At 66.7% G+C, this 17239-nt stretch carries 12 protein-coding genes and 1 pseudogene; 7 read left to right on the forward strand and 6 right to left on the reverse strand.

The features are described 5' to 3' along the window. On the reverse strand, positions 1 to 1154 hold a 1154-nt coding region (locus A5791_RS03445; protein WP_156660974.1), incomplete at its 3' end, for a PQQ-dependent sugar dehydrogenase. 214 nt (positions 1155 to 1368) lie between these two features. On the opposite strand from A5791_RS03445, the gene A5791_RS03450 reads away from it, so the two are divergent. Further along, positions 1369 to 2211: a DoxX family protein gene (locus tag A5791_RS03450; RefSeq protein WP_067231097.1), complete on the forward strand. Its 843-nt coding sequence runs from the start codon at positions 1369 to 1371 to the stop codon at positions 2209 to 2211. A 5-nt stretch (positions 2212 to 2216) separates the two neighbouring features. Here A5791_RS03450 and A5791_RS03455 read toward each other — a convergent pair whose 3' ends face one another. Beyond that, positions 2217 to 2555, reverse strand: coding sequence for a PH domain-containing protein (locus A5791_RS03455; protein ID WP_067231233.1), 339 nt, complete (start codon positions 2553 to 2555; stop codon positions 2217 to 2219). A 270-nt stretch (positions 2556 to 2825) separates the two neighbouring features. Here A5791_RS03455 and A5791_RS03460 point away from each other — a divergent pair, with 270 nt between their 5' ends. The 3 genes from A5791_RS03460 to ilvC are packed head-to-tail and all read left to right on the forward strand — an operon-like array spanning position 2826 to position 6245. Next, a complete protein-coding gene (locus A5791_RS03460) occupies positions 2826 to 4694 on the forward strand; it encodes an acetolactate synthase large subunit (protein ID WP_067231100.1) in 1869 nt (622 codons plus the stop codon). Beyond that, positions 4694 to 5203 carry an acetolactate synthase small subunit gene (gene ilvN / locus A5791_RS03465; RefSeq protein WP_067231103.1) on the forward strand — a complete coding sequence of 170 codons (510 nt, stop codon included), beginning with the start codon at positions 4694 to 4696 and terminating at the stop codon, positions 5201 to 5203. Before A5791_RS03460 ends, ilvN begins: the two co-directional genes overlap by 1 nt. Positions 5204 to 5243: 40 nt before the next feature. Continuing rightward, positions 5244 to 6245, forward strand: a complete 1002-nt coding sequence (ilvC, locus tag A5791_RS03470; protein ID WP_156660975.1) for a ketol-acid reductoisomerase — start codon at positions 5244 to 5246, stop codon at positions 6243 to 6245. 68 nt (positions 6246 to 6313) lie between these two features. Here the strand turns inward: ilvC and wrbA are convergent, their stop codons facing one another. After that, positions 6314 to 6925, reverse strand: a complete 612-nt coding sequence (wrbA, locus tag A5791_RS03475; RefSeq protein ID WP_067231111.1) for an NAD(P)H:quinone oxidoreductase — start codon at positions 6923 to 6925, stop codon at positions 6314 to 6316. Positions 6926 to 6961: 36 nt separating this feature from the next. Beyond that, positions 6962 to 10270 carry a LuxR family transcriptional regulator gene (locus A5791_RS03480; protein ID WP_231995790.1) on the reverse strand — a complete coding sequence of 1103 codons (3309 nt, stop codon included), beginning with the start codon at positions 10268 to 10270 and terminating at the stop codon, positions 6962 to 6964. Between the two features lie 152 nt (positions 10271 to 10422). On the opposite strand from A5791_RS03480, the gene A5791_RS03485 reads away from it, so the two are divergent. After that, positions 10423 to 11784 (forward strand): cytochrome P450, encoded by a 1362-nt coding sequence (locus A5791_RS03485; protein WP_067231114.1) that lies wholly within the window; start codon positions 10423 to 10425, stop codon positions 11782 to 11784. A 44-nt stretch (positions 11785 to 11828) separates the two neighbouring features. Here the strand turns inward: A5791_RS03485 and A5791_RS03490 are convergent, their stop codons facing one another. Next, the gene (locus A5791_RS03490) at positions 11829 to 13262 is read right to left on the reverse strand and encodes an NAD(P)/FAD-dependent oxidoreductase (protein ID WP_067231118.1); all 1434 of its coding nucleotides are present in this window, start codon (positions 13260 to 13262) and stop codon (positions 11829 to 11831) included. Between the two features lie 79 nt (positions 13263 to 13341). On the opposite strand from A5791_RS03490, the gene serA reads away from it, so the two are divergent. After that, a complete protein-coding gene (serA, locus tag A5791_RS03495) occupies positions 13342 to 14928 on the forward strand; it encodes a phosphoglycerate dehydrogenase (RefSeq protein WP_067231121.1) in 1587 nt (528 codons plus the stop codon). After that, positions 14925 to 15935 (forward strand): 3-isopropylmalate dehydrogenase, encoded by a 1011-nt coding sequence (locus A5791_RS03500; RefSeq protein WP_067231125.1) that lies wholly within the window; start codon positions 14925 to 14927, stop codon positions 15933 to 15935. Before serA ends, A5791_RS03500 begins: the two co-directional genes overlap by 4 nt. Positions 15936 to 15957: 22 nt before the next feature. Here the strand turns inward: A5791_RS03500 and A5791_RS25755 are convergent. Then, positions 15958 to 17154, reverse strand: a pseudogene (locus tag A5791_RS25755) (MFS transporter); the annotation flags it as partial. Positions 17155 to 17239 lie beyond the last annotated feature (85 nt).

A 17239-nucleotide genomic window follows, 5' to 3' on the forward strand; every position in this document is an offset into this window, starting at 1 on the left:
GCAGTCACCGGTGAGCCCGACGTCGTGCGCAAGGAGACCCACGGGCACGCGTGGGCGTTGAAGATGTCGCCGGACGGAAACGTCTGGGGCGCGACCGTCAACAAGACCGCCGGCGATGCGGAAAAGCTCGACGACGTAGTCTTCCCGCTGTTCCCGTCCGGCGACATCTTCAACGCCCACGCGTGCCCGTGGGTCTCCTTGCGCACGACGTCGGGCTCACCGGTGACTGCCCCGGTCGACTTCGCGAGCCGGACCGCCACGGTCAGCTTGGTGTTGATCAGGTTCACCAGCACCACTCCGTCCATGGCCGCGCAGCCGGCCACGCCCGGCTTGTCCGGCCACGTCCACACCGTGGAAACCTCGGACTTCTTGGTGATGCGCTGCAGCCGGTCCGCGGTCGGGGTCCGGTCGAGTACGTACAGCGAGCCGTCGACGGGGTCTGTGCACAGGCCACCGCCGGATCCGACGCCGGACAGGGCCGTCGTCGGCGGGGCCTGGCCGACGGTGGTCGGCTGCTCGATGCGCAGAACCTTGCCCGCCAGCGACGCGGGATCCGCGGCTTGCGCCGGATTGCCGGCGTCGCCGGTCAGCACGACCAGCGTGGTGGGACTGGTGAAGATCAACGCTCCGGTGTTGCCGCTGGCGCCTTTCGGGATCCCGGTCAGGATGTCCTTCGGGATGTCGCCGTCCGCGATGCGGATGACCCGGTTGTCGGAGGGTGTGCTGATGTAGGCGTACATCAGCCGGTCCTGCTTGTAGGTCGGCGACCGCACGATGTCCATCAGGCCGCCGTCCCCGGACGGGTCGACCGGGATGACCATCCTGACCTTGGGCTCGGCGTTCAGGGAGATCTCCTTGATCGCGCCGGTAATGCGCTCGGCCACCAGCGCGGTTTTGCTGTCGATGCCCATGATCAAGCCGCTGGTGCTCTCCAGGCAGCCTTGCATGACTCCGGGCGCCGGACACGCCTTGGGGAACGGTGTCGCGGGCAGCGGCGGCGGCGGGGGAGGCGGAGAACTGGGCTGGGGCTTGAGCGCCGGATTTGTGGTGAACGGCTGCGACTGGGCGTCGTTGAACCGCGCGCAACCAGTCAACGCCAGCATTGCCGCGCAGAGCGCGGCGAGTGCGCACCGCGCCGACCGCCGTATCCGCATGACCGACAGGCTACGGACCTTGCGGACACCGCCGCCACATACCCGGGTGGGTGAGCCTTCGAAAGCCGTCGTACCGACGATTTCGTAGCCCGACACGTGGCGGCGCTCACTTTGGCGCCGATCGGAACGGGCTGGCGGGCAAACTGCCGAATTGTCTGGTGAAAGCGCCGCTCAAATCCCAGATTCAGGCCGATTTGCCCTTACCCTGGCACGGGTGACCAGTCAATCGCATGACTCGAGTTGGCGGCGGCCGGGTGACCTCCCGGAACCACTGCCGGGACGCCCTGCCTCGGCAAGTCTGGTTGACCCCGAAGACGACCTGACGCCCGTCGGTTTTCCAGGCGAATTCGGAACCACCACCGACCTGCCGGCCTACCAGGCCGCCACTTCGGGCGGCTCCGTGCACAACCTGATGGACTCGCCGGAACCGCTGCCGTATGCGTTCAACCCGCCGCAGCCCGCCGGCGCACTGGGAGCCGAGCCGGCCGCCATCGATCCGGAAACGGACCACGATCGCCACTTCGACCTGGGCCGTCGCGGCACCCAGCATCTCGGATTGCTGATACTGCGCGCCGGCCTGGGAGCGGTGCTGTTGGCGCATGGGCTGCAGAAGCTGTTCGGCTGGTGGGGCGGCACCGGGATGACTGGGTTCAAGAGCTCGCTGTCCGACGTCGGCTACCACCACGCCGACGTCCTGGCCTATGCGGGCGCCGGCGGCGAGATCGTCGCGGGCGCGCTGCTGGTACTGGGTTTGTTCACCCCGGTCGCCGCCGCGGGAGCGCTGGCGTTCCTGATCAACGGTTTGCTCGCCACCGTCTCCGTCAAGCCGCATTCGCACAATTTCTCGTTCTTCCTGCCAGACGGGCACGAGTACCAGATCACGCTGATCGTCATCGCCGTGGCGGTGATCTTGTGTGGTCCCGGCCGCTACGGCCTCGACGCCGGCAGGGGCTGGGCGTATCGGCCGTTCATCGGGTCGTTCGTGGCGCTGTTGATCGGTATCGGCGCCGGTGTCGCCGTGTGGATGCTGCTCAACGGGGTCAACCCGGTGGGCTGACCCGGTCACCCATACGGGTTGGGCACCCGGCCCGAGCTGACCTCGGTCAACTGGGGCAGCGTCGAGAAGGTGACCGCGGGCAGTCGCAGCTCTGCACCGCTCTTCAGCCGGGCACGCGCCCAGGATCCTTTGCTGAATCGCAGCCCCTCGATGTCGTCCCAGCCCACGGTCTGTTGACCTAGCAGTTTGCGTACCGTCACACCGTGCTCGTCGGCGACGGTGCGCAGCCGCACGATCAGCGTCGACAACACCACGGGGATAACGAGCAGGGGCGCGCTGGGCGGCCAGGCCAGCACCGGCACCAGCAGGCCGAGGGTGAAAAATCCGACGGCGAGGTGCGCCATCGGCGATATCCTCAGCACCACCTGCGATTCAGCCGCCACGTTCGCATCATTGCAGGAGCCGTTGCCCGACCGGGTGCGCGGCACCGGATTTGACTGCTGAGCTGTGCGAAGGCTACCGTCGGACGCTATGGATACCGCTGGAATGCTCGTAGTAATTAGTCGGCGCGTTGGTGCCTGACTAGTTCAATCGAGTACCAACGCGACCCTCGTACAGCAGCAGCGCTGACGGGGGTTTTTTGTTGCTCCGAGACGCGAGGACCTAAGAGGACAGTGAGCGCACCTACCAAGCCGCATTCCCAGCTACCGGGGGGCAACAGCGGGCCGGACGCGGCGAAGCCCGTCGCAAAGCCCGCCCACCAGCCGAAACGCGTGGCACCTGAACAAGTGACCGGTGCACAAGCGGTGATCCGGTCGTTGGAAGAACTCGACGTCGACGTCATCTTCGGCATTCCCGGCGGTGCCGTGCTGCCGGTGTACGACCCGCTGTTCGACTCGCAGAAGCTGCGCCACGTGCTGGTGCGCCACGAGCAGGGCGCTGGGCACGCCGCCAGCGGCTACGCGCATGTCACCGGCAGGGTCGGCGTGTGCATGGCGACCTCCGGGCCCGGTGCCACCAACCTGGTGACCCCGCTGGCCGACGCGCAGATGGACTCGGTGCCGGTGGTGGCCATCACCGGCCAGGTCGGGCGTGGTCTGATCGGGACCGACGCCTTCCAGGAGGCCGACATCTCGGGCATCACGATGCCGATTACCAAGCACAACTTCCTGGTCCGCTCCGGCGACGAGATCCCACGCGTCATTGCCGAGGCCTTCCACATCGCGGCTACCGGTCGCCCGGGCGCGGTGCTCGTCGACATCCCCAAAGACGTGTTGCAGGGCCAGTGCACCTTCAGCTGGCCGCCACGTATGGATCTGCCCGGCTACAAGCCGAACACCAGGCCGCACAGCCGCCAGATCCGCGAGGCGGCCAAGCTGATCGCCGCCGCCCGCAAACCGGTGCTGTACGTCGGAGGCGGCGTCATCCGCGGCGAGGCCACCGAGCAGCTGGCCGAACTGGCCGAACTGACCGGCATCCCGGTGGTGACCACGTTGATGGCGCGCGGTGCGTTTCCGGACAGCCATCGACAGAACCTGGGGATGCCCGGCATGCACGGCACGGTAGCCGCGGTGGCGGCGCTCCAGCGCAGCGACCTGCTGATCGCGCTGGGCACCCGATTCGACGACCGGGTGACCGGCAAGCTCGACTCGTTCGCGCCCGAGGCCAAGGTCATCCACGCCGACATCGACCCCGCCGAAATCGGCAAGAACCGGCACGCCGACGTGCCGATCGTCGGCGATGTCAAAGCCGTCATCGTCGATCTGATCGCGATGCTGCAGCACTACGGGGACGCCGGCGCACCCGCACAACCAGAGATGACCGAATGGTGGGCATATCTGGAGAGCGTCCGCGCCACCTATCCGCTGAGCTACGGCCCCCAGAGCGACGGCAGCCTGAGCCCGGAATACGTCATCGAAAAACTGGGTGAAATCGCCGGCCCGGACGCCGTCTACGTCGCCGGCGTCGGTCAGCACCAGATGTGGGCCGCGCAGTTCATCAAGTACGAAAACCCGCGCACCTGGCTGAATTCCGGTGGGCTGGGCACCATGGGGTTCGCCATCCCGGCGGCCATGGGCGCCAAGCTCGCCCGCCCGGACGCCGAGGTGTGGGCCATCGACGGTGACGGCTGCTTCCAGATGACCAACCAGGAGCTGGCCACCTGCGCCATCGAGGGCGCGCCGATCAAGGTGGCGCTGATCAACAACGGCAACCTCGGCATGGTGCGCCAGTGGCAGAGCCTGTTCTATCAGGAGCGCTACTCGCAGACCGACCTCGCCACGCACTCACACCGCATCCCCGACTTCGTCAAGCTGGCCGAGGCGCTGGGCTGTGTCGGATTGCGTTGCGAGCGTGAAGAAGACGTCGTCGACGTCATCAACCAGGCGCGCGCCATCAATGACCGCCCGGTGGTGATCGACTTCATCGTCGGCGCCGACGCGCAGGTGTGGCCGATGGTGGCCGCCGGAACCAGCAACGACGAGATCCAGGCCGCCCGGGGCATCCGCCCGCTGTTCGACGACATCACCGAAGGCCACGCCTGATGAACACGAAGACGCATACCCTGTCGGTGCTGGTCGAAGACAAGCCCGGTGTGCTGGCGCGCGTTGCGGCGCTGTTTTCGCGGCGCGGTTTCAACATCGAGTCGTTGGCGGTGGGCGGCACGGAGCAAAAGGACATGTCGCGGATGACCATCGTGGTCTCCGCCGAGGAAACTCCGCTCGAACAGATCACCAAGCAGCTCAACAAGCTGATCAACGTCATCAAGATCGTCGAGCAGGACGACGACAACTCGGTGTCCCGCGAGCTGGTGCTGATCAAGGTGCGGGCCGACGCGGGCACCCGCAGCCAGGTGATCGAAGCAGTAAATCTCTTTCGCGCCAACGTGATTGACGTTTCCCCGGATTCGCTGACCGTCGAGGCGACCGGCAATCGCGGCAAGCTCGAAGCGCTGCTGCGAGTATTGGAGCCGTTCGGCATCCGCGAAATCGCCCAGTCCGGCATGGTGGCGTTGTCCCGCGGCCCGCGCGGTATCGCCAACGCGAAGCAATAGACAGTAATAGACAAGGAGAGATGCAGCAGTGTCACTAGAGATGTTCTACGACGACGATGCGGACCTGTCGATCATCCAGGGCCGCAAGGTCGGCGTGATCGGATACGGCAGTCAAGGGCACGCGCACTCGTTGAGCCTGCGCGACTCCGGTGTGCAGGTGCGCGTCGGACTCAAGGAGGGCTCCAAGTCGCGGCCCAAGGTCGAGGAGCAGGGCCTGGACGTCGACACCCCCGCCGAGGTCGCCAAGTGGGCTGACGTGATCATGCTGCTGGCCCCCGACACCGCGCAGGCCGACATCTTCAAGAACGACATCGAGCCCAACCTGAACGCCGGCGACGCATTGTTTTTCGGTCACGGCCTCAACATCCACTTCGACCTGATCAAGCCGCCGTCCGACGTCACCGTCGCGATGGTCGCCCCCAAGGGGCCCGGCCACCTGGTGCGTCGCCAGTTCGTCGACGGCAAGGGCGTGCCGTGTTTGATCGCCGTCGACCAGGACCCGACCGGCAACGGTGAGGCGCTGGCGCTTTCGTACGCCAAGGCCATCGGCGGCACCCGCGCCGGCGTCATCAAGACCACGTTCAAGGACGAGACCGAAACCGACCTATTCGGTGAGCAGGCCGTATTATGCGGTGGCACAGAGGAATTGGTGAAGGCTGGTTTCGATGTGATGGTCGAGGCGGGCTATCCGCCGGAGATGGCCTACTTCGAGGTGCTGCACGAGCTCAAGCTGATCGTCGACCTGATGTACGAGGGCGGCATCGCCCGGATGAACTACTCGGTGTCCGACACCGCGGAATTCGGCGGCTACCTGTCGGGTCCGCGGGTCATCGACGCCGACACCAAGGAGCGGATGCGCGCCATCCTGCGCGACATCCAGGACGGTAGCTTCGTCAAGAAGCTGGTTGCCAACGTCGACGGCGGCAACAAGCAACTCGAGCAGCTGCGCAAGGAGAACGCCGAGCATCCCATCGAGGTCACCGGCAAGAAGCTGCGCGATCTGATGAGCTGGGTGGACCGTCCGATCACCGAGACGGCTTAGCCTCCGGGCGAGCAGACGCAAAAGCACCTAATTCGTCGGCGTGTCGGGTGCTTTTGCGTCTGTTCGCGCTATGAGGTGAGCCGGGCGGCGATGGAAACCACTCGGCGGGCCAAGTGGTCGAGCGCGTCGGCCGTGGCCCTATCGCTTTCCGAGTCGAACTCGCTGATGTTGTCGTGAGTCGAGACCAGGCTCGCCCCATACGGATTGCCGTCGACGAACTTGATCGGATCGGTGTATCCCGGCGGCACGATGATGCCGCCGAAATGCATCAGCGTGACATAGAGCGTGAGCAGCGTGGTTTCCTGTCCGCCGTGCAGTGTGTTGGACGACGTGAACGCCGCATACACCTTGTCGGCCAGTTTGCCTTCGGCCCACAGTCCGCCCAGCGAGTCGAGGAAGTCGCGCAACTGCGACGCGACCGAGCCGAACCGCGTCGGGGAGCCGAAGATCACCGCGTCGGCCCAGACGATGTCCTCGCTGGTAGCCGCCGGCAGGTCCTTGGTGGCTTGGTAATTCGCTGTCCAGGCGGGGTTACGGGCAAACGACTCCGGGTCGCGCGTCTCGGCGACGTGCCGCACCCGGACTTCGGCGCCGGCCGCCTCGGCCGCCGCAGCGACGCGTTTTGCCATCGAGGTGCCGTGGCCGGTGGCGGAGTAGTAGATGATCGCAAGTTTCGTCACAGTTGTCAGCCTAGGCATGGCACCGGCTCGACGACGCTAGGCGTGGCGGCCTGCTTCCTGTACCAGTTGCACCCGGGAGGTCAAATTGAGCTTGGTGTAGATGTGGGTGAGATGGGTCTGCACGGTGCGTGGTGAGACGAAGAGTTGCGCGGCGATGTCGTTGTTGGTCAGCCCCTGGCTGACGAGCCGGACCACATCGTGTTCGGCCGGTGTCAGTGCGGCCCAGCCGCTGGACGGACGTTTGCGTTGGCCCCGGCCGCGCTGCGCGTAGGCGATCGCAGCCTCGGTGGACAGCGCGGCTCCCTCGGCCCACGCAGTGCCGAAATCGTTGTCGCCCAATGTATTTCGAACTTCGTCCAAGGCAGAGTCGTGGTCCGACTGGTAGATCTGATAGCGGGCGATACCATTGCGGTCGCGGATTGCCTGGGCTGCGCCGAACAGGCGCGCTGCTTGGCGGTGCGCCTCGCACGCCGCGGCAAGCGTCGCCAGGCACTCCAGCGCATCCGCGGCAACCAGGACCGATCCGATGTCGGTGCCGATCGCCAACGCGTCATGGGCGTCGCGTTCGGCCCGATCGTGCTCGCCCAGGGCGATCGCGACGCGGGCACGTTGCGCATGGGCCACCATCAGGTGCCAGCCCGTGGTACTTGAGACCAACTCGTCGGCACGCTGGCGGGCGACGACCAGATCGCCCTGCGCCAGCGCTGCCAAAGCCAGCGGGGTCCAACTCAGGACGAGCGTCTCCCGCCGCACCACCCGCACCCGCCAGGCTTCCTCGCTGGCAGATACGGCCGTCGCCACATCGCCGGCGGAGATGGCCGCGCGCGCCAAGGCGGCATACGCGACGTCGCCGTCGAAGCCACCTAACGAGGCTGAGACCTCGAGCCCGGCCTCGGCGGCAGCTCTGGCCGCGGCCGATTCGCAGCAACACGATAGGGCGAAGCCAAGACCGACCAACGCTATGACCTGCGCGATACCGTCGTGTGCCGCCTGTCCCTCAGCCACCACCGCTCGGAACTCCGCGACCGCACCCGCGAGATCGCCGCGGTACCACCCTGCGACTGCCAGCCAGGTGCGGCATTGGCGGGCGATGAAGCCGTCACCGATCGCATCGGCCAGGCGTAAACCTTCCTCGGCATGCGTGCGCACCTGGGTCGGTTGGCCGGTGGCGATGGCCTCCAATGCCCGCCAGGCCAGGGCCTGGCTCAGCCGCCAGTCGTCTCCCAAGGCGCGGGCGCGGTCGATTGTCTCGGTCAGCAGCGGCGGCGCGGTATCGGCGTCGTATACGGCAACGGTGCTGCAGCTGGCGAGGGCTCGCACCAGCAGCGCCGGGTCATCCAGGCCGCGGGCGAGAGCCACCGCCCGCTCGGCATCCTCCATGGCGTCGGGTACGCCGAAAAGCCCACCCAGGAACGCACGGTCAGCCAGCGCGCGGGTCAGCACCGCAGGCTCGATCGTGCCGTTGAGGGTGTCATCGCCCAGGACTGCTTCGAACCAGCCCAGGCCTTGCTGGAACCGGCCGCGCATCGACCACAGCGGTGTCAACGATGACGCCAGGTCCAACGCAGGGTTCGCCTCGGCGTTTTCCCGGCTCCAGGTGAATGCGGCTTGCAGGTTGTCGAATTCGATCTCGGTGTCGGCGATCAACGTGTCCAGCCGGACCCGCCCGGGGGCGTCGAGCCGGGCTGCCACGGCAGAGTAGTGCTCGCGGTGACGTGTGCGCAGACCGTCGGCCTCGCCGGATTCTCCGAGCTTTTCCTGCGCGTACTGGCGAACCGTTTCCAAGAGGCGATACCGCATTCGACCTGCAGTGGTTTCTGCCGTCACCAGCGACTTGTCGACCAGCAGCGTCAACATATCCAGGACTTGGTGGGACGCCATTGCCTCGTCGTCACCGGCGATCACCTGTGCGGCCCGCAGGTCAAAGCCGCCCATGAAAACCGCCAGCCGGCGCAACAGGATCCGTTCGGGCGCCGATAGCAACGCGTACGACCAATCCACCGAGGCCCGCAACGTCTGCTGGCGCCGAACCGCGGTGCGTGCGCCGCCGGTCAGCAGGCGGAATCGGTCGTGCAAGCTGTCGACGATTTCAGTCAGCGACAGCACCCGCACCCGCGCTGCGGCGAGTTCGATCGCCAACGGCATACCGTCAAGGCGCCGGCAGATCTCGGCCACTGCGGCGGCATCCTGCTCGTCGCCGATGCTGAACTCCGGCTGTACCTGACAGGCCCGGTCGACGAATAATTCCACCGCTTCACCGGTCAGCGATAGCGGCCCGACCCGCCAAATGGCCTCACCGGCGATACCGAGCGGTTCGCGGCTGGTGGCCAGCACGGTAATTCCTGGGCAGTCGGCAAGAACGTCGGCCGCAAAGGCGGCCGAGGCGTCGAGCAGATGCTCACAATTGTCGAGCACCACCATCGCCTGCCTGGCGCGGAGAAACTGCAGCACGGTGTCGTCGGTGGAACGGCCTGGCTGGTCGGGCAAGCCCAGCACCCGGGCGACCGCGACCGGGACGGCACCGTCGTCGGTGAGCGGCGCCAGGTCGACGAACCAGACATTGTCATCCTGCGCCGACAGCATCCCCGAGGCGATCTGCACGGCCAGACGTGTCTTGCCGACGCCCCCGGCGCCCGTCAACGTCAGCAGGCGCGTGTTCTCCAAGATCCGCGCCGCCTCCCGCAGGTCGGTTTCTCGACCCACGAAGCTGGTCAAATGCGTCGGCAGGCGTTGGCTGCCGGCAGGTCTGTTGATGCGCAACGGCGGGAAGTCGTTGTGCAGGTCGGGATGGCACAGTTGCACCACCCGCTCCGGTCGCGGCAGATCTCGCAACAGATGGGTGCCCAGGTCGGTCAACCACACGCCGGGCGGCAGACGGTCGACGACCAAGTCCCCGGTGATGCCCGACAGCACGGTCTGCCCGCCGTGCGCCAAGTCGCGAATACGTGCCGTCCGGTTGATTGTCGGGCCGATGTAGTTGCCCTCGCCGCGCAATTGAACCTCGCCGGTGTGCAGTCCGATCCGCAGCCGGATCGGCGCCAACGGGGCCCGCTGCAACTCCAGCGCGCAAGTGATGGCGTCGCTGGCACGGGCAAATGCGGCCACAAAACTATCGCCCTCGCCCTGCTCTAGCGGGCGCACACCCTCGTGCGCGGAAACGATCTGCGAGACCGCCTCATCCAGTCGGTCGACCGCCGCCGTCATCTTCTGGGATTGGTGCTCCCATAGCCGGGTCGAGCCCTCGACGTCAGCCAGCAGCAACGTCACCGTGCCCGTCGGCAACACCTCGCCCATGCCCATTCCGTTTGCCAGCGGTGCGCTCCCGCCCATGTCCGATTGCGTCATGGTAGCCAGCATGCGGGCAGACCGGCGGGCAAAACATCAGCAGATATGCGTATGTACGACCCCCAACCCGACTGATTACGCAATCTTGCCGATGGTTCCTTGCGCCTCGCACCGAATAGTCGACTCGTCCGACATCACGACAGGAGACCACCATGACATCAACCGCCGTCGCCGTATCGGCGTTGCCGTTGGCGCCGAAAAACGCGCTGCCGTTTCTGACACAAGTAACGGCCCTGCGTACCTTCCACACCGGCATGGAAACCTTACGGAATGCCGGCGGGCCGGTCACCCGTTTGGTGCTGGCTCCGCGCTGGTTGTCGCCGACCGTCGTGGTTGCCACCTCACCGCAGGGCGCGCGCGACATTTTGGGCCGCGCCGGCCAGTACGTCGACAAGACGATCATTCATCAGGAGATGCGTCATTTGCTGGGGCCCAACTTGTTCGATCTCGGGTACGAACAATGGCTGCCACGTCGGCGCGCCCTGCAGCCCGTCTTCACCAAGCAGAACGTCCGCGTGTTCGGCGGCCACATGACTCAGGCCGCTGAGGCGGTTGCCGCCGGTTGGGCCGACGGCGCCGAGGTGGATCTCGACTTCGAGTGCCGCAAACTCACGTTGCGGGCGCTTGGCCGTTCGGTTCTCGGTGTGGACCTCGACGATCGTTCCGCGGCTGTCGCCAACCCCTTGCGAATTGCGGTTGAGTATGTGACGAACCGAGCCATGCGACCCGTGCGGGCGCCGCGCTGGCTACCGACGCCTGCGCGCGCCCGGGCCCGACTGGCCGGGGCGACGTTGCACCGCTTGGCCGGTGACATCCTGCGGTCGTGCCGAGCCGAGCCCGGCCGGGACGTGCCGCTGGTGCGCGCTCTCATGGCCGCCACCGACCCCGCTACCGGGCGGGGCCTGTCGGACGCGCAGATCCGTAGCGAGCTCGTCATTTTCATGCTCGCAGGGCACGACACGACGGCGACGACGCTTGCCTACGCATTGTGGGCGCTCGGCCGCAACCTCGACCTGCAGCAGCGGGTCGCCACCGAAGTCGCTGCGATCGGCAAACGCGAACTGACACCGGACGATATCTCGCGACTGCATTACACGGTGCGGGTCATACACGAGGCGCTCCGACTTTGTCCGCCCGGGGCGGCGATTGCGCGAATGGCGCAGCAGGACATCGAGGTTGACGGCTTTCGGGTCGAGGCCGGTTCCATGCTGGTTGTCGGCATTTACGCGCTACACCGCGATCCGGCATTGTGGGACAACCCGCTGGCGTTCGACCCGGATCGGTTTAGTCCCGAGCGGGCCAACGGCCGCGATCGCTGGCAGTACCTACCGTTCGGCGCGGGACCACGCTCTTGCATCGGTGACCATTTTGCGATGTTGGAGGCCACCCTCGCGTTGGCAACCATCATACGCAGCCACGAAATCTGCTCTGCGGAAGCGGATTTCCCGATGATCGTGCCCTTCACCACCGTCGCGGCGGCACCTATCGCCGCTCGCATCAGGAGGCGGGGGTGAGCGGAGTTTGATCGAGGACTGCCGCCACGGCGGACTGCTGGACGTTATGGACCCAAGGCAGGCGTATCGGTGATGCCGAATTCGCGACGCAGCAGTGTTCGCGCGGCGTAGTACCCGGCCATGCCGTGCACGCCGCCGCCGGGCGGGGTTGCCGCCGAACACAGGTACACCTTGGGAATCGGTGTGCTCCAAGGGTTTAGCCGCGGGGTGGGACCCGCGATCGCACGTAACGCGGAGTTCCCACCCACGCCGATGTCGCCGCCGACATAGTTGGCGTTGTGATCGGCCATCTGCGCGGCGGGCACGGCGCGGGCAGCCACCACGATGTCGCGGAAGCCGGGCGCGAACCCCTCCACCGCCCTGGTCACCGCGTCTGTCGCGTCGAGGGTCGAGCCCGACGGCACGTGCGCGTAGGTCCAGAACGGACGGCGACCCTTGTCGTCGATCCGCCCCGGATCGGCCGCATGCGGCGAAGACGCCAGCACCATCGGCCATTCGGCGTGGCGGCCCGCGGCGATGTCTGCCTCGGCGCGCGCCATCTGTTCGCGGGTGCCGCCGAGGTGGAAAGTCGGCGCCTGCCGCAGCCGTGGGTCAGACCAGGGTATGTCGTCGCTGAGCACGAAGTCGACCTTCGCAATCCCCGGCCCAAACCGGTAGCGGCGCAACGCGTTAGCGTAGCGAGGCGGAAGCGCGTCGCCGTATATCGGTAACAGTGCGGTGGGTGCGGTGTCGAAAGCGACGACCGAACCCGTTGGCGGCGAAGTGACTTCGGCGCCGGCCGTCAGCTCACCCCCGTGTGCGCGCAGGTCGGCGATCAGCGCGTCGCTGATGGCGCGGGTACCGCCCACGGGGATGGGCCAGCCAACCGCATGGGCCAGGACGGCAAGCATCATGCCCGCACCGGCCGACGTTAACGACGGCATCCGCGAAATCACATGCGCGGCAACGCCGGTGAACAGTGCGCGGGCGTCGTCGCCGCGCAGTGTTCCCCACGCCGGGGTGCCCTGCGCCAGCATCGCGATACCCAGGCGCAGGGTGGGCAGTACCGAATTGGGCACCGAACGCTTGTCGCCGAGCAGCAGTCCGACGACAGAGCGCCAGTCGCTCACCAACGGGCCGAGCAGGCGACGCCAGGACGCGCCGTCGGTCAATTCGGCGCAGGTGTGTTCGATATCGACGTACGCAATGGCCGCCGGGCGGCCCGGCAACGGGTTGGCGTACGCGATCTGGGGCACCGTCAGCTGCACACCGCGCTGGGGCAGGTCGAACTCCGCGAAGAACGGCGATGCCAACGCCAGCGGGTGAACCGCCGAGCAGATGTCGTGTGAGACTCCGGGAAATTCGGAGTCGACGGCGGTACGGGCGCCGCCGCCGAAGGTCGACTGGGCCTCGAGAACCTGTACTTTTAGTCCGGCACGGGCGCAGATTACGGCTGTGGCGAGCCCGTTCGGCCCGCTGCCGACGACGGTGACGTCCACCCACCGATTACAGCCGATTGTGTCGATGGCCGCGACCCGTCCCCCGCAAGCCTGTGGTACCCCCCGCTACGCTGTCCGCGTGAACCTGCCTGTTGTGTTGATCGCCGACAAACTCGCCCAATCGACCGTCGCAGCCCTGGGAGACCAGGTCGAGGTGCGCTGGGTAGACGGTCCCGACCGGGAGAAGCTGCTGGCCGCGGTGCCCGAGGCGGACGCGCTGCTGGTGCGGTCGGCGACCACTGTCGACGCCGAGGTGCTGGCCGCGGCCCCCAAACTCAAGATCGTCGCCCGCGCCGGAGTGGGGTTGGACAACGTGGACGTGGACGCAGCCACCGCGCGCGGCGTGTTGGTGGTCAACGCCCCGACGTCGAACATCCACAGCGCCGCTGAGCACGCGTTGGCGCTGCTGCTGGCCGCATCCCGGCAGATCCCGGCGGCCGATGCCACGCTGCGCGAGCGCACCTGGAAGCGGTCGTCGTTCTCGGGCACCGAGATTTTCGGCAAAACCGTCGGCGTCGTGGGGTTGGGCCGGATCGGTCAGCTGGTCGCCCAGCGGATCGCCGCCTTCGGCGCTCATATCGTCGCCTACGACCCCTATGTGGCACCTGCGCGGGCAGCGCAGCTCGGCATCGAGCTGCTGCCCCTGGACGAGCTGCTCGGCCGGGCCGACTTCATCTCTGTCCATCTGCCGAAGACGCCCGAAACCGCTGGCCTGATCGACAAGGAGGCGCTGGCCAAGACCAAGCCGGGCGTGATCATCGTCAATGCCGCCCGCGGCGGCCTGGTGGACGAGGCGGCGCTGGCCGAAGCTGTGCGCAGCGGACATGTCCGCGCCGCCGGTCTCGATGTGTTCGCCACCGAACCCTGCACTGACAGCCCGCTGTTCGAGCTGCCGCAGGTGGTGGTCACACCGCATCTGGGCGCGTCCACCGCCGAGGCTCAGGACCGGGCCGGGACCGACGTGGCCGAGAGTGTGCGATTGGCGCTGGCGGGGGAGTTCGTGCCCGATGCGGTCAACATCGGCGGCGGGGTCGTCAACGAAGAGGTGGCGCCCTGGCTGGATCTGGTGCGCAAGCTCGGGGTACTGGCCGCCGCGCTGTCCGACGAATTGCCGGCGTCGCTGTCGGTGCAAGTATCCGGTGAGCTGGCCGCCGAAGACGTTGAGGTGTTGAAGCTTTCGGCTTTGCGCGGCCTGTTCTCGGCGGTAATCGAGGATGCCGTGACATTCGTCAACGCGCCGGCGCTGGCCGCCGAACGTGGGGTGTCCGCCGAGATCACCAAGGCCTCCGAAAGCCCCAATCACCGCAGCGTCGTCGATGTGCGCGCGGTCGGTGCCGACGGGTCGGTCGTCAACGTGGCCGGCACGCTGTCCGGGCCGCAACAGGTGCAAAAGATCGTGCAGATCAACGGCCGCAACTTCGATCTGCGGGCTCAGGGGACCAACCTGGTGATCAACTACGCTGACCAGCCCGGAGCCTTGGGCAAGATCGGCACCCTGCTCGGCGCGGCCGGCGTCAACATTCAAGCCGCGCAGCTCTCCGAGGACACCGAGGGGCCAAGCGCGACCATCCTGCTGAGGCTCGACCAGGATGTGCCTGCCGACGTACGTTCGGCGATCAGCGCGGCGGTCGGCGCCAACATGCTTGAAGTGGTTGATCTTTCGTGAAGCTCGCCGTTATCCCCGGCGACGGGATCGGCCCCGAGGTCGTGGCCGAGGCGGTCAAGGTACTCGACGTGGTCCGGCCGGGAGTCGAGAAGACCAGCTATGACCTTGGCGCTCGCCGGTATCACGCGACTGGCGAGGTATTGCCCGAGTCGGTGGTCGGCGAGCTGCGCGAGCACGATGCCATCCTGCTCGGTGCGATCGGTGACCCGTCGGTTCCCAGCGGGGTCCTCGAGCGAGGTCTGTTGCTGCGCCTGCGATTCGAGCTCGATCACCACGTCAACCTTCGTCCCGGTCGGTTGTATCCCGGGGTGAGCAGTCCGCTCGCCGGCAATCCGGACATCGATTTCGTGGTGGTGCGCGAGGGCACCGAAGGCCCATACACCGGCAATGGCGGCGCAATTCGCGTCGGGACGCCCAACGAAGTCGCGACCGAGGTCAGCGTGAACACTGCGTTCGGTGTGCGTCGGGTGGTGGCCGACGCGTTTGGACGGGCCCAGCGGCGTCGCAAACATCTGACGTTGGTGCACAAGACGAATGTGCTGAGCTTCGCAGGCAGACTATGGTCGCGCATCGTCGCCGAGGTCGGCGAAGAATATCCCGCCGTCGAGGTGGCGTATCAACACGTCGACGCCGCAACCATTTTCCTGGTGACCGACCCCGGACGGTTCGATGTGATTGTCACCGACAACCTGTTCGGCGACATCATCACCGACCTGGCCGCCGCAGTATGCGGCGGTATCGGCTTGGCCGCCAGTGGGAATATCGACGCGACCCGGACCAATCCTTCGATGTTCGAGCCGGTGCACGGCAGCGCGCCGGATATCGCGGGTCAGGGTATCGCTGATCCGACTGCAGCGATCATGTCGGTGGCGCTGCTGCTGGCCCATCTTGGCGAGGACGAGGCGGCGGCTCGGGTGGATCGGGCTGTCGAGACTTATTTGGCAAGTCGCGGGGACGAACGGCTTGCCACCGGCGCCATCGGCGAACGGATTGCAGCCGCGCTCTAGTCTCCAAACCGGGCGGAAGCAGCCGTGTCGGCACCAACGGCACGGCCACCAGCGGGAACAATCCGCACAGTACCCAGGCCGACGGGTACTTCGCTGCGGTGATCAACGCACCGAAGATCGGCGGTCCGGCGGCCGCCGTCACTCGTTGGGCGGTGTTCTGGATGCCCAGGGCACGTCCGCTCCAGAACGGCCCGGCGAATTCGGTGATGGCCGTCGCCTCCAACCCGTTGTCGAGCACCGCGACCACCGCAATGGCGACCATGAGCACTGCCTGATAACTCGAATTCAGGTAGTCGGCCCAGGCCAGGAGAAAGAGCGTCACAGCGGCGGAGGCGGCAATGATGCGCACCGGTCGCATTCGCGACCCGACGCGATCCGACCAGCGGCCCGCCATGACGCGGCCCAGCGCGCCGAGCAGCTGCGAAAGCGTGACCAAACTGCCGGCGGCAGCGACCGACCAATGCAGGTTTTTGATCAGCCAAACGAGCATGAAGGTCACTGTGACGGTCTGGGGCATCATCATCAGCGCCGATACGACGTGGATGCGCCAGAGCACCGACGACCCCCGATAGGGGCTGGCCAGTTCCTGTTCGGTGGCTGTCTTGCGGGACTTGCGCGGCGCGTCCCTGACTCCGATGAGGCTGACCGCCGCCGCGACGGCGCACATGACTGCGGGAACCATCAAACCCGCGTGCGCGCCACCATGCTCGGCACGCTCGGGAATCACCAAGGCGCCCAACGCGATCCCGAGTGGCTGTGCGGTTTGGCGGATTCCCATCGCCAATCCGCGCTGCTCCGGCGGGAACCACCCCGACACCAACCTGCCACCAGCGCTGTTACAGCTGGCCGCGGCCATGCCGCCGAGAAATAAGAAAACACCCATCATCAGCAGCGAGTGCACCGAAGCTGCGGCATACGCCGCCGCTGCGGTGAGTGCCGAGCCCAAGGTCAACACGATGCGCTCGCCTACATGGTCCAGCACGTATCCCCAGGCGACCAGCGTGACGACCATGCCCCAGGTGGGCATCGACGCCAACAGACCCGCCTGGGCGAGCGGCGTTCCACGCGCAGCTTCCAGCCTCGGGATCAAGAAGGCGACGACATTGATGAAGAGAAAGGAGCTTGAGGTTACGACCAGCGAGACGATCAAGATCGACCAGCGTGTGGCCGCGCTGGTCGGCTCCCTCGGCATCCAACCATGCTTACATGTCATAGGCATGGCTGAAAGGCGACTTGTCGGCAAGCCTCAGACGTTTTTGGTGAGGGCCCGCTGCGCCCGGCTTCGCCGCGCTGGCGACCCTCAC

This window comes from Mycobacterium sp. 852002-51163_SCH5372311, assembly GCF_001667115.1.
Lineage (GTDB): Bacteria > Actinomycetota > Actinomycetes > Mycobacteriales > Mycobacteriaceae > Mycobacterium.